Origin of the sequence: Photobacterium sp. GJ3 (genome assembly GCF_018199995.1) — a bacterium.
GTDB lineage: Bacteria > Pseudomonadota > Gammaproteobacteria > Enterobacterales > Vibrionaceae > Photobacterium.
Genome location: NZ_CP073578.1, coordinates 778,818 through 792,824, shown reverse-complemented (window position 1 = coordinate 792,824; position 14,007 = coordinate 778,818). Strand labels below are relative to the sequence as shown.

Genomic DNA, 14,007 nt, shown 5'->3' with positions numbered 1-14,007 from the left:
AATGACAAAATTGAACAGCCAGCAACCAGTTTTCACCGTTCGCTGACATGACATCCTGCTCGGGCTTCCGGAAAGAAAAACGCCTGGCAGAGGCCAGGCGTTAAGAAGGGAATCGGCTTATGCCTTGTCCTCAGCAGATTCTGCATCGGCTTCAGAATCTGCGACAGGCTCCTGAACAACCGGGACAACCAGCGGAGACGGTGTATTGGTCATCTTCGCCAGCAAACCACCAATGCGCTGACGCATTTCGCGGCGGTCGACAATCATATCAATTGCACCATGCTCCAGCAGGAACTCACTGCGCTGGAAACCTTCCGGCAGCTTTTCACGCACGGTTTGCTCAATGACGCGCTGACCGGCGAAACCAATCAATGCTTTCGGCTCACCGATATTGATATCGCCCAGCATCGCCAGACTGGCAGACACACCGCCCATTGTCGGATCCGTCAGCACAGAGACAAACGGCAGACCTTTGGCAGACAGACGTTCCAGTGCTGCACTGGTTTTAGCCATTTGCATCAGCGACATCAGCGCTTCCTGCATCCGGGCACCACCACTGGCAGAGAAGCACACTAAACCACAATCGTTAGCAATGGCTTCATCAACCGCACGGACAAACTTCGCACCCACCACAGAGCCCATGGAACCGCCCATAAAGCTGAATTCAAATGCGCAGGCCACAATCGGCTGTTGCAGCAGTGTGCCTTTCATCGCAACCAGCGCGTCTTTTTCACCACTGGTTTTCTGCGCTGCGGTAATACGGTCTTTGTATTTTTTTGAATCGCGGAATTTCAGGTGATCTTTGGGTTCGAGTTCAGCAGCAATCTCCACCTGACCTTCTTCATCCAGGAAGGTTTCCAGACGGCGACGGGCTTTCATTCGCATGTGATGATCACACTTCGGGCAAACTTCCAGATTGCGCTCGAGGTCTGCGTAGTACAGTACCTGCTCACAGGAGGTACATTTCGTCCACACCCCTTCCGGAATGGAAGCTTTACGAGACGATACAATGTTGCTTTTTGTGAGGATCTTTTCAAGCCAGCTCATGAATGACCTTTCATTTACAACTCCCACGCCCGAAGGCAAAGGATAATCAATTCGATAATTTTCAAGTCAGGAATTAAAACACAAACTCGAGTCAGTGTAGATAAAAAACTGGTAGTACCTTGTGGAAATAACCAGTTAACGGGATCTTAGCTCAAGAAAATTGCCCGACCAGTTTTCTGTTCCCCAATCATCAAATGATGAAGTTTTGTTCAATTCTAGTGTGTCTTGGTTGCAGTGTGAACGAAGCTGCATATTTTTTCGTAAATCAATGTGAACCGAACATCAGATCAGTTCATCAGACGCCCGTCTTTTACAGAAACAGCGGCCCCACCGGAACCACGGGTAACGCGTAAGTTTCCGGGTAATCCACCTCAACCAGATATAAGCCTTCCGCTTTGGCTGTTGCGCCTGCCAACGTGCGATCTTTCTGAGCCAGCAACCACTGAATCCACTCTGGCTTCTCTTCACCGCGCCCGACCTTAATCAGGCTGCCAGTAATGTTGCGGACCATATGATGGACAAAAGCATTGGCTTTGATATCGATGATCACATAATGTCCCTGGCGACTGACATTCAGATGCATCACATTCCGCCACGGGCTGCGCGACTGGCAAAACACGGCACGGAAAGAAGTGAAGTCATTCTCACCCAGCAGATACTGCCCTGCTTCGTGCATCTTTTCTGCATCCAGCTCACCGTGGTAATGGCTGATCCCGCTGCTGAGAATCGCAGGACGCAACGCATGATTGTAAATCACATACCGGTAACGACGTGCGGTTGCACTGAATCGGGCATGAAAATCATCCGGGACTTCATGCGCCCAGCGAACCGCAATATCTTTGGGCAAATGTGCATTGGTGCCCATGGTCCAGGCGACCAGCTTACGGGGCACATCACAGTCGAAGTGAACCACCTGACCTGTTCCGTGCACCCCGGCATCGGTTCGACCGGCACACTGGACTTCAATGTCCTGATTGGCAATTTTACTCAGCGCGGCTTCCAGTCTTCCCTGAACACTGTCGACATCCCGCTGACGCTGCCAACCATAATAGCGGCTTCCGTCGTACTCAATCCCAAGGGCAATTCGCATCGTTACACTCTTACGTCACGGGCTGCCAGCAGACAGCCCCAGAAAATTCAAACGGCGATTATAAAAAAAGGCACAAAAAAAAAGAAGTCCGCACTTGCGGACTTCCTGTTCAGTTGAGAAGTGAAGTTAGCGATCCAGTTTCAGCAGCAGGTTGGCTGCTTCACGGCTGACATCACCATCACCGTTCTCTGCGACATCTTCCAGCAGGAAGTAAGCCCCATCAATATCGCTCATCTCCAGATAGGCTTTCGCCAGATCCAGCTTGCTGGCATACTCACCGGCGCCGTCAACATCCAACTCACCAATGCCCGCCAAAACATCCGGAAATTCATCCAGACCGACATCCAGCTTCAGGGGTGCCATATCCAGATCCGGGTCAGACTCCCCTTCCAGTTCCTTCATCAGCTCATCAATGCTGATATAAGGTTCTTTTTCATGCTTTGTCTGGACCAGCTGGCTGTCCGCCTGTTTATCTTCTTCGACCGTTTCCGGCTGTTCAGAGAGAGGCGGTTGCTCACCCCAGTCTTCACTTTCCAGCTCAGGCTCAGGAATATCCGTCCCCCAGATCTCATTCTCTTCCGGGGTCAGTTCCTGTTCTTCCAGTTCAGAAGCCGGGACGCTTTCATGCAACAGCCATTGCTCATGCTCAAACTCATCGCCCTGCGCTGGTGCATCGAATGCAGGTGCCTCTGTTGCGGGTTCAGCATGAACTTCAGGTTCAGATACCAGCGGTAATTCAGTCTCAGCCTGAGTCACAGTTTCCGGAACTGCCACGGCATCTTCCGCAACCGATTCCGTCGGTTCTGCAACCCCAGATGTGACAGGCTCCGACGTATCAGACAACACATCCGTGTCGCCCGCCTCATGGTTCTGAACGCCATCCTGCGCAGCAAAAGAAGGCCAGTCATTGTCAGACGCTACGTCATTGTGCGCCGTCATCGCTGGTATATCCATGTCCGGATCGGCCAGCAAAGCTGCCATATCCAGGCCCGCTGAATCGATCAGCTCTTCGCTGAGTTCCGGCTGAGCTGACTGAACCTGTGGCTGTGGCTGTGGCTGTGGCTGTGGCTGTGGCTGTGGCGCCACATTATCAGCCGCCGCCTCAGCAATGCCATGCTGCATTTCCTGTTCATACTGCTCAAGTTCCATCTGTTCTTCAAACGACGCGTGAAGTGCATCATCTTCGTCAAACTCGGGCAGACTTTGCGGATCGATCACCGCATACTCATACTTGGGTTTGTCATGAATCGGAACCTGAACAGATTCCTGAACAGATTCCTGAACAGATTCCTGAACAGATTCCTGCGCCGCTTCTGGCATCACTTCCGGCTGCGGCGCATCAGACAACGAAGGCTGTTCAACTGACTCGGTCAGTTCCGATTTTGGCTCTGCTGCCTGCGCCGCCAGTTGTAATTGCTCGGACACACGGGCCATTGCCGCCTGAGATTCTTCATCAGACCACTCCGGGGTACCGTCATCCTCACCGTCTTCCCAAGGCTCAGCTTCCGGATCCAGTAACGCCGCTTCCTCATCGAACTCAGGAAAATCATCCAGATTCATGGTCGGCGTCTGCCGATCAGCAACCGCTTCGTCCCAGGCAGGATCCAGCGTCGCTTCCGGTGTCTCTGTTTCCGGCGCTTCCTCTGCTTCACCCAGCTCTGATTCCGGGAAATCCCTTAAATAGCGGTTCTGATTGATCGGTGCTTCGGTGGCTTCACTGTCATGCTGCCAGTCTGCATCCGGCTCGGGCTTCGCTTCATCCAGCGCATCCGCCTGTACTGACTCCTGCTCTGGGACCTCTGTATGCTCAACTGCTTCTTCAGGGGGTACTTCAGCCTCGGTTGCATCAGCCTCAGTAACATCAACTTCGGTTGCCTCAGCAACCGTCTGCGCTGCCTCATCGTCTTCAGACCCGGTGGCATTATCTGCCATATCGCTCTGAACAGGCTGAGCAGCTTCAGATACCGGCTCTGAGAATGCTTGCGCCAAATTCTCGGCATCTGCATCATCCATCGCAGCCATATCCAGCTCAGGCACCGGCGTCCGCTCATCATCTTCCTGTTCAGAAGACGACACCGGAAGCGCTGCTGATTCTGGCTCGGCAGCCATTTCAGGGACCAACGCCGGATCCAATTCTGGAGCAAGTTCTGGCTCCTGTTCTGGAACCTGTTCTGAGATCAGTTCTGACTCTGGTTCAGACGCTGGCGTTGAATCCGACTCAAGATCCGCTTGCGCGATCGCATCAATATTTTCTTCTGCGTGTACTTCAGTCCTGTCGTCAGATGCTTCTGCCGTAAATGACAACTCGGGTACTTCTGGCTCTGACGCTTCAACCAGGACATCAGGCTGAGTCTCAACATCATCGCTTTCGTCTGAAGTTTCAGAATCAGCTTCTGATTCAGGTGCTGCATCCGTTGTCGCGCCTTGCAGCTCAGTTTCTTCAGAAGCCATGTGCGCCACACCGGCCATGGCTGGTGCAACATCCGCCAGCAAAGCATCCGGTTCAGTCTCTGTTTCCGTCAACGCGGGTGCCGCATCGATTTCAGCCTCAACGTCTGGCTCTTGCCCTGCAGATTGAGCAGCCGAAGCTTCTGCCTCATCCAGCGCATTTAAGTACTCATCGACGGTTTTCTTTTCAGCCAGATCCGAGGGCTCAAACGAATCCAGTTCTGAGTCCAGTTCTGAGTCCAGTTCTGAATCCAGTTCTGGGGCCAGTTCTGTATCCAGATCTGACATCACATCGCTGTCGGGCTGGGAATTGTCTGCGGTTTCGTTCTCTACCGTCAGTAACTCATCAAAGACATCAGGATTGTCTTCTTCGTTATCCAGCTCCGGATCGTCATAGGTCTGAGCCTCTTCGCCCAGCAACTCATCCAGTAACTCAGTACTGTCTTCCGCCAGTTCAACTGGCGCTTGCTCAGGCTCTTCCTCAATCAGTTCATCCAGCAATGCCGTGCTGTTTTCATCCAATTCAATGTTGGTTTCAGGTTCTGATTCGTTCTCTTCGAGCAGTTCATCGAGCAACTCAGTGCTGTTAGCATCCAGATTGTAATCATCAATGAGATCATCGGCATCCCATTCACTTTCCACGGCTTCCGGTTCAGTTGCAGGCATTTCAGGTACCGCAGCACGCGGTTCCTCAAGGACAGAACTTTCACGATCAAAGTCGTCCATCAGTTCATTGAGAATGTCCTGATCCAGCATGCCCAGTTCAATACTGTCTGCATTCTGATCTGCCACACCATCAAGCAGATCGTCCAAAGATTCTGTTCTGGCTTGCGGTTCCGGTTGCGGTGCACTGGCCTGCAAAGGGACTTCCGTTTGTAACCCCACGGCCAGATCGAAATCAGTATCTTCTTCTTCCTGAGCACTCAGTGGTTTGTCCCACAGACCGCTCAGGCTTTCATTTTCGCTGTCGGTATCACGGGCAGGCGTCTGATCGATTTCATCCAGCGCACGCTCCATGTCCTGAAGCCCGATGGCTTCATCATTGTTTTTGACCGTGATATCACTTTTCGGCAGATCACTGTCAAATGCATCATCCAGGCCATCCGTCAGATCAAGCTCGTCCAGATCGGCATCATTATCATCAAACAGATTATCCGAGAACACCGGATCATCCGTCGTCGAGTGATCATCAAACAACTCATCCAGGCTGCTGTTTTCAGCATCCAATCCCAATTGCGGTTCATCGTCATCATCGAACTCTGACGCGATCGGTTTCGGCGTGTCCTGCGCTGGCTGCTCAGCGGCTGGTTCAGGTTCTTCTTCCTGCTTCCGGCGGCGGCCAAGGAAAAATGCCAGTAAACCAGCAATTAAAGTGCCCGGAATCAGCGCAGCACCAGCGAGTGCCAGCGGATTAGAGGCTAATTTATCAAGCCAGTTCTGAGGCAGCTCCGCAGGTGCCTGCCCCTTGGATTCTTGCTGACCCGCTTTTTGCTGCTCAATGAACGACTGAATCTCATTGCGGAGTTCATCGTCCCCCGCCAATTGCTCCTTCAGCGCGCCAATTTCATGTTGCATTTCAGCCAGGCGAAGTTTCAGGACATGATTACTTTCACGCAGTTGCGCTAACTCTTCATCAGAGGCATTCAGCTGATCTTTCAGCGCTGATGCGGCAAGCGGCTGACTGGTGAGTACCGGAGACGAGGCAGACGGAGCGCTCTCCACCGATGTGACTTGTTTCGGCGTTTGCGATGACGTTGCTGAATTGCCGGAAGTCACGTTACCCGTCGCTGTCTTCTGCTCGGGTGCAGTCACTTTGGGTGTTGATGGTGTCGTTGGCGCGGTGGCTTTCGGCGCTGCCGATTGACCGGAGGCTTCGGGGGCTGCTTCCGGTGCCGGTTTCGGCGCCGTCGCAGTTCGGGATGCATTCGCTGCCCGGGCCAGCTCGCGGCGTTTCAGATCGGCTTCAACCCGATCCCGAATCACATCAGAATTTTCCGCCCGAATCTGTGCCATGGTTGGCATTCTCAATCGGCTACCCGGGATCAGACCATGGATATTGTTGTCCGAAAATGCACCTGGGTTCGCCCGGAAAATCGCACCAAGCACCTGATAAATCGTCACACTGTCATTGGGTTTATAGCGGGACGCAATCGACCACAGCGTTTCATTCTCACCGGTCGGGCCGTAAATCCCCACCGAACGGGCGCTCGGCTGAGATGCCGTACTCGCTGGCGCGCGCACGGGCGTCGCAGGCGCAGTCGCACGCGGCGAAGGATTCGCGGGCTGAGAAACGGCAGGACGCTGCGGTGCCGGTTGCGATGACGGTGTCGTTTGCGATGCTTGTGTCGTCCGGCTGGGCGGCGTTGCAGGCTCTGCAACTTCATCCGTTGGGCCCATAATCCGAATCGTGTTGGCTTGTACGGTTACCGGCAATTGCAATGCAGCCGAAGCGATAACGACCGGTAAAATCACGCGTTTCATTTTAGTTGATGAGTCAGACACTGCCTGCTGTCCTCTCTGACAGAGATAAAATACTAAGGTCTGTGGACCGGACTGCGAAATTGGAGGGTTCGGCAGGGCCAGTCTGTCTGGAATGCTTCGGCCTGTCGCCAGAAATCTTAAACATACAGTGCATCACCACAGGCTTTTGAACAAATATTGTGATTGTTGCCTGCTACAGCATGATGTCAATCATCACGCCTAGCTTTTACTGTGAAGATCAAGAAATTGGCGTCAGGTATATTTGAACGGTTCGGGAACTGAACATCTCATCCGGATAAAATAAACCAATCAAAGTCAGTCAATGATCAGAAATAGCGCAGGAAAAATGGTTGAGAACAAGGCAGATTTTTTAGATAAGTCGTGATTCTACAATCAAAAAATCTAAAGCAGTGATCGAACATTTGAACCAGCTAGGATGACCAGTGATTGACTGCGATTGGTATAAGGGCAGCTTCAGGCGTACCTGAGCTGCCCCTTCACAGGACGGTGTTTACAGATAGTCCTGAATCAGTTTCTCGGCAATCTGGACACTGTTGGTTGCTGCGCCTTTACGCACGTTATCAGCCACGATCCACATATTCAGCCCACAAGGGTGGCTGATATCTTCACGAATCCGGCCAACCATCACATGGTCTTTACCGTTGGCATCCACCACCTGCGTCGGGAATTCCGTGCCATGGAACACTTCAATGCCTTCCGCATTTTCCAGCAGGCTGATTGCCTCTTCCAGAACCACCGGCTGGCAGGTTTCGACATGAACGGCTTCTGCATGGCCGTAGAAAACCGGGACACGAACACAGGTCGGGTTCACCCGAATATTGGCATCACCCAGAATCTTCTGTGTTTCCCACACCATTTTCATTTCTTCTTTGGTGTAACCGTTGTCCATAAAGACATCGATCTGCGGTAAACAGTTAAACGCAATCTGTTTCGGGTAAGCTTTGTTTTCAATCGGCATGCCGTTCAGTAGCTTGGCCGTCTGACCGGCCAGTTCGTCGATACCGCTTTTGCCGGAGCCAGACACCGACTGGTAAGTCGCCACGTTGATCCGATCAATGCCATAGGCATCCTGAATCGGCTTCAGGGCCACCAGCATCTGAATCGTGGAACAATTTGGATTGGCGATAATATTGCGGTTACGGAAATCGGCCAGCGCCTCCGGATTCACTTCCGGCACCACCAGCGGAATTTCCGGGTCGTATCGGAAACACGATGTATTGTCGATGACAACAACGCCCTCATCCGCAGCAATCGGGGCCCAGTATTCAGAAGCTTCAGACCCGGCCGAGAAGAGTGCAATCTGCACCTGAGACCAGTCAAATTCTTCAACATTGGTCACCCGAACACTTTTGCCTTTAAATCGCACGGTCTTCCCTGCGCTTCGTTCGGAAGCCAGCAGGTAAAGGTTGCGGACAGGAAAGTTTCGCGCCTCCAGCACCTCAACCATGGTTTCCCCAACGGCCCCGGTTGCGCCCAGAATGGCAATATCAAATTCCTGACTCATGGTGTTTCCTCAACAGTAAAACCTAGTTTAGCCAGCGACTCTAACCCAAAATGACCCTGGCCTGCTACCGTCACCGCACTGTATTCGCGGCGATCCCAGTAATTTTTACGCATCCTGTCGAATTGTGCAGCCATCCCGGCATCATCCACGGCTGTCATCTTACGGCGGAACAACGCGTCATCTTTTCTGACATCATAGATCAACTGAATCAGACTGAATAACGTCGGCTCATCCCAGGTCTCGCTCAAGCGCACATGAGGCACAGGCGCAACTGGCAGCAGCTCTGCCGCTTCAACCCGATCGTCCCGCCCCAGAAATTCACAGAAACTGTTGAAGATCATGGTCGTACCGCGTGCTTTTCCTTCCAGACCGTAACCGGCGACATGTGGAGTTGCAAACGCTAACAATGGCAGCAGTTCACGATCCACCAGCGGCTCCTGTTCAAACACATCCAGCACAGCCGTCAGGGATTTGCCCTGTCCGGACACCGACTGCTGCAATGCTGTTTTCAGCGCCTGATTATCCGCAATCGGCCCCGGGCAGCGTTGATCAGAATCGCGCCGTCTTTCAGGCGGCCCAGAAAAGCGGCATCAATCAGATGATGGGTTGGATACTCACCCGAGCGGGTCAGCGGTGTGTGCACGGTGATGACATCACATGCTTCAATCAATGTCTCGAGTGTATGAAATTCACGCGGATCGCCAGCCGCTTCCAGCACAGGGTCATTCAGATAATAGCGAATGCCCAGCGCATCCAGACATTTCGCCAGATAAGACCCAACGTTGCCAGCGCCAATGATGCCAACCGTTTTGTCGAAAATAGAAAAGCCCTGCTGCTGCCCCAGCACCATCAGGCTGCTCAATACATACTCGGCCACCCCGACTTTGTTACAGCCCGGTGCCGCAGTGTACGCAATTCCCTTTTCTGCCACGGCAGCCTGATCGATGTGATCCTGCCCGGCAGTTGCGGTTCCAATGAATTTCAAGTTATCCGCTTTCTCAAGCAGTTCGGCATTGACATGGGTCACCGAGCGGATCATCAGACCATCGATACCCACCAGATCGTCGGCAGTCAGGGTCCGACCGGGTTTGGCAATAACTTCGCCCAGTCGGCTGAACAGTTCCACCGCATAAGGCATGTTTTCGTCTACAAGGATTTTCATTCGGGCTCCGGGAAGCATCGGAAAAAATTGGTTCTAGCTTGGGAAAATTTTGGCTGATGTCAAGCAGGTGCAGCGACCGCCCCCGGAAATAAAAAAACCCGGTAAGAATACCGGGTTAAAAATCCAGGATGGGAAAACATTTGCATGCACAGATTTCCGTTCTGCGAACCGAAATTCGCACTGCAAGATGTCGCGTCTGAATACAGGCATACAACGCTTTGTCGATTGATGCCGGCCTGGAAATCTCTGCTGTTCAGGTGCCGGATTCAGCACCTGACGTTTTAGCCTTCGTACTTCTGAATCACCAGCGTCGCATTGGTACCACCGAAGCCGAACGAGTTCGACATCACGGTCTTCAGCGATGCATCGCGGGCTTCGCGAACAATGTCGAGACCTTCCGCAGCCGGATCCAGATTATCGATGTTGATGCTTGGCGCAATGAAGCCATTCTCCAGCATCAGCGTTGAATAAATCGCTTCGTGTACACCCGCTGCACCCAAGGCATGACCTGTCATCGCTTTGGTCGCTGAAATTGCCGGGCTGTTGTGACCGAACAGTTCCTGAATCGCACCCAGCTCTTTCACATCACCGACAGGCGTAGAAGTCCCGTGGGTATTGATGTAATCCACCGGCGCATCCAGATCCTGCATTGCCATCTTCATACAACGCACTGCACCTTCGCCAGACGGTGCAACCATGTCGTAACCGTCTGAAGTTGCGCCATAACCGACGATTTCTCCGTAGATTTTCGCGCCGCGCGCCAGTGCGTGTTCCAGCTCCTCGATGACCATCATGCCGCCACCCCCGGAGATCACGAAACCGTCACGGTCCGCGTCATAGGTACGGGAAGCTTTTGATGGATCGTCGTTATACTTGGTCGACAATGCGCCCATGGCATCAAACATCATGGTCAGTGACCAGTCCAGCTCTTCACCGCCACCGGCAAACACAACATCCTGTTTGCCCAGTTGGATCAGCTCCAGTGCGTGACCAATACAGTGTGCAGAAGTTGCACAGGCTGAACTCATGGTGTAGTTCACACCACGGATTTTGAATGGGGTTGCCAGACAGGCAGAAACCGTGGACGACATGGTACGCGGCACCATGTAAGGACCCACACGCTTCACGCCTTTTTCGCGCAGAATATCAACGGCTGCAACCTGATTATAAGAGGAAGCACCGCCTGAACCGGCCACTAAGCCCGTCCGATCATTCGAAACCTGATCGTCTGTCAGACCAGCATCTTCAATGGCCTGCTCCATCGACAAATATGCGAATGCCGCGGCATCGCCCATGAAACGCATTTTCTTGCGATCAATATGATCAGCGGGGTTCATTTTCAGGTCGCCCCAGACATTACTGCGAAGCTTCGCATCGGCGAACTGCTGAGAAAAATTAATGCCTGACTTGCCCGCTTTCAGAGACTCCAGTACTTCTTTCACATTGTTACCGATACTGGAGACAATACCCATGCCTGTAATTACGGCTCGTTTCATGATGAATTCCTACTGTCATTTAACGCGGTTGATGATAACGGGTTTCACAAGCTTAAGTGGTCAGCTTTCCCCCTGATCAGTTACAATCCGCCGCTTATCGTGGTCAATTGATGACTTTTACCAAAGTTCGCCCTGATGCGACAACATCAATGTATAAAAAATCATCAGCTTAGCATCCTTGATCCCAACTTTTTTGAAGAGGTTTATCTTTTGTCCCATTCATCACCAAAACAGATAGAAAATGCAGTGCTGGACTGGAATGAAGCCGGGACACCGGTTTCAAACGATTTTGATGACGTGTATTTCTCCAACGCCAACGGCCTGGAAGAAACGCGTTATGTGTTTTTACAGCAGAACGGTCTGCCAACCCGCTGGGCGACTTTCCCGCGTCGCCGCTTTGTCGTCGCAGAAACCGGTTTTGGCACCGGTCTGAACTTTCTGGCCGTCTGGCAATGGTTCAAAGCGTTCCGCGAGGCCAATCCGGATGCCGATGTCAAAGAACTGCATTTCATCAGTTTCGAAAAATTTCCGGTCACCAAAGATGATCTGATCAAAGCCCATCAATCCTGGCCTGAGCTGGCTGAACTGGCCAGCCAACTTCATGCCCATTACCCGCCAGCCGTGGCGGACTGTCACCGTCTGGTGCTGGAAGACGGGATGATTACGCTGGATCTGTGGTTTGGTGATATCAAAACAGCCCTCCCTCAAGTATGGACCCATGCAGACGGCTTCGTCGATGCCTGGTTTCTTGATGGCTTCGCCCCCAGCAAAAATCCGGACATGTGGAATCAGGAACTCTTCAACGGCATGGCTGCTCTGGCCCGTGAAGGCTGTACAACCGCGACCTTCACAGCCGCAGGGTTTGTTCGCCGCGGGCTGATTGAAGCCGGGTTCGACATGAAAAAAGTGAAAGGATTCGGCTACAAACGCGACATGCTGGCCGGCACACTGACCGAGCGCCAGCAAGGCAGCAATCTTGCTCCCTGGTATGCGCGGCAATCCGCAGCGGATCTCACGGACGTTGCCATTGTCGGCGGCGGCATCGGTTCTGCAGCACTTGCCAGCGCACTGGTGCGACGGGGGATCGCCGTCAGTCTTTACTGTGCTGACCCGTTACCGGCAGAAGGCGCATCCGGAAATCGCCAAGGCGCAGTCTATCCGCTCCTCAATGGTTCCAACGATGCCCTGAGCCGCTTCTTTGCCCCGGCCTACCTCTTTGCCAGGCAGTTTGTTGAACAAGCCGCTCAATCCGGTGATTTCAGCCACGATTGGTGCGGTGTCACCCAACTGGCCTGGCGCGATAAAGCGGGGGAGAAACTCGATAAGATGCTGAAAGGCGGATTCCCGGCTGAGGTGATTCAGGCACTGGATGTTGAGCAGACCGAAACCGTCACCGGCGTGAAGACCGGACACAGCAGCGTTCATTATCCGCTCGGGGGCTGGCTGTGCCCGCAAGAACTGACACGCAGCGTGATCCGACAAGCTGAGGCAACCGGCCTGCTGACGGTACACGCCAGCACTGAAGTGACTTCCGCTTCTCAAGATGACGCAGGACAGTGGACACTGAACACCGCAGATGGGCGCCAGTTCCATCACCCAACCGTGATTCTTGCCAATGGTCACCGTTTTGCCGAATTCAGCCAAACCGAAATGATCCCGGCTTATTCGGTCCGGGGACAAGTCAGCCATGTGCCAAGCACGGGAGAACTGGCGCAATTGAAATCCGTGCTTTGCTACGATGGCTACCTCACCCCGGTCAATCCATCCACCGGCACGCACTGCATCGGAGCCAGCTACCGCAGAAACAGTACTGATCTGAGTTTTTCTGAAGAAGAACATCAGGACAATCAGACCCGCCTGGTAGACTGCCTGCCTGATACAGACTGGCCAAAGGCCATTGATTTTTCTGCGCAGGATGCCCGTGTCGGTGTTCGTTGTGCCAGCCGGGATCATCTGCCGTTTGTCGGGGATGTCTGTCGCTATGAAGACGTGCTGCACCAATATGCCAATCTGAAAGACACGCAAGCCCAAGCTGCCGATGTACCTGTCTACAAGGGGCTTTATGCCATGATTGGACTGGGTTCCCGGGGGTTAAGTTCTGCGCCATTACTCGGTGAGCTGCTGGCCTCACAATTATGCGGGGATCCGCTGCCACTGCCACTCAGTGTGCTGGATGCACTGCATCCGGGCCGGATGTGGGTTCGCAAGCTGCTGAAAGGAAAAGCGGTCGACAGCTGAGTCCTCACAGCCTGAACGCACTCCCCCCTCTGCGAGGGGGAGACAAAATTAAAGGGAAAATGGTCCACTGTTCGAAAGGTCGGTTCAGATTACTGCTGATCCGTCACGGGTGGTGCCGGATTGTCATCCCCGCCGCCGGTATCCGACAGCGCGACACCAATCACCACCGCAGCCACACCGACCGCCACCACGGTCGCCGTCAGGCCACCGGCAGAAGCGGCAGACGCTTTCGTAATTCCGGCCGCTGAACCTGTCGAAGTCGAACTGGTTGTCGTGGTCGCCGAAGACGTCGTGACCGGCGGCGTGCTGGCGGCCTGAGGCGTCGCAGGCACGTCTGCAACCGGATCTGCTGCAAAAACACTGACACTCATCAGCCCGCTGAGACTGAGCGCAATTAAGCCACTTTTCCGTATTCTCATCGCTGCCCCTGACCCTTCTGAAAAAACGAATTGGTAATTTCAGTATAGTCAGCAGCAGGAGAAATCTGTGATCTATGCGAGGGTTTTAGGGCAAGAAAACT

At 53.2% G+C, this 14,007-nt stretch carries 7 protein-coding genes and 1 pseudogene; 1 reads left to right on the top strand and 7 read right to left on the bottom strand.

Annotated features, from left to right (window positions below; genetic code table 11):
- Window positions 1-117: 117 nt before the first annotated feature.
- The 6 genes and pseudogenes from accD to fabB form a co-directional block, all read right to left on the bottom strand.
- Window positions 118-1,047, bottom strand: a complete 930-nt coding sequence (gene accD / locus KDD30_RS03555) for an acetyl-CoA carboxylase, carboxyltransferase subunit beta (RefSeq protein WP_211647425.1) — start codon at window positions 1,045-1,047, stop codon at window positions 118-120.
- 310 nt (window positions 1,048-1,357) lie between these two features.
- The gene (gene truA / locus KDD30_RS03550) at window positions 1,358-2,137 is read right to left on the bottom strand and encodes a tRNA pseudouridine(38-40) synthase TruA (protein ID WP_211647424.1); all 780 of its coding nucleotides are present in this window, start codon (window positions 2,135-2,137) and stop codon (window positions 1,358-1,360) included.
- 126 nt (window positions 2,138-2,263) lie between these two features.
- Window positions 2,264-7,087 (bottom strand): FimV/HubP family polar landmark protein, encoded by a 4,824-nt coding sequence (locus tag KDD30_RS03545; RefSeq protein ID WP_211647423.1) that lies wholly within the window; start codon window positions 7,085-7,087, stop codon window positions 2,264-2,266.
- A gap of 490 nt (window positions 7,088-7,577) precedes the next feature.
- A complete protein-coding gene (locus KDD30_RS03540; protein WP_211647422.1) occupies window positions 7,578-8,591 on the bottom strand; it encodes an aspartate-semialdehyde dehydrogenase in 1,014 nt (337 codons plus the stop codon).
- A pseudogene (locus KDD30_RS03535) lies at window positions 8,588-9,753 on the bottom strand (4-phosphoerythronate dehydrogenase). The gene KDD30_RS03540 and the pseudogene KDD30_RS03535 overlap by 4 nt, the downstream one beginning before the upstream one ends.
- 281 nt (window positions 9,754-10,034) lie before the next feature.
- The gene (fabB, locus tag KDD30_RS03530) at window positions 10,035-11,249 is read right to left on the bottom strand and encodes a beta-ketoacyl-ACP synthase I (protein ID WP_211647421.1); all 1,215 of its coding nucleotides are present in this window, start codon (window positions 11,247-11,249) and stop codon (window positions 10,035-10,037) included.
- Window positions 11,250-11,459: 210 nt separating this feature from the next.
- Here fabB and mnmC point away from each other — a divergent pair, with 210 nt between their 5' ends.
- A complete protein-coding gene (mnmC, locus tag KDD30_RS03525; protein WP_249199184.1) occupies window positions 11,460-13,487 on the top strand; it encodes a bifunctional tRNA (5-methylaminomethyl-2-thiouridine)(34)-methyltransferase MnmD/FAD-dependent 5-carboxymethylaminomethyl-2-thiouridine(34) oxidoreductase MnmC in 2,028 nt (675 codons plus the stop codon).
- A gap of 89 nt (window positions 13,488-13,576) precedes the next feature.
- Here the strand turns inward: mnmC and KDD30_RS03520 are convergent, their stop codons facing one another.
- Complete coding sequence (locus KDD30_RS03520; protein ID WP_211647419.1) at window positions 13,577-13,906, bottom strand: hypothetical protein; 330 nt, start codon at window positions 13,904-13,906, stop codon at window positions 13,577-13,579.
- Between the last annotated feature and the right edge of the window lie 101 nt (window positions 13,907-14,007).

Excerpts from the sequence above, each read along its gene's own strand:
- accD (WP_211647425.1), bottom strand. The coding sequence starts at position 1,047 with ATGAGCTGGCTTGAAAAGATCCTCACAAAAAGCAACATTGTATCGTCT.
- truA (WP_211647424.1), bottom strand. The coding sequence starts at position 2,137 with ATGCGAATTGCCCTTGGGATTGAGTACGACGGAAGCCGCTATTATGGT.
- KDD30_RS03540 (WP_211647422.1), bottom strand. The coding sequence starts at position 8,591 with ATGAGTCAGGAATTTGATATTGCCATTCTGGGCGCAACCGGGGCCGTT.
- fabB (WP_211647421.1), bottom strand. The coding sequence starts at position 11,249 with ATGAAACGAGCCGTAATTACAGGCATGGGTATTGTCTCCAGTATCGGT.
- KDD30_RS03520 (WP_211647419.1), bottom strand. The coding sequence starts at position 13,906 with ATGAGAATACGGAAAAGTGGCTTAATTGCGCTCAGTCTCAGCGGGCTG.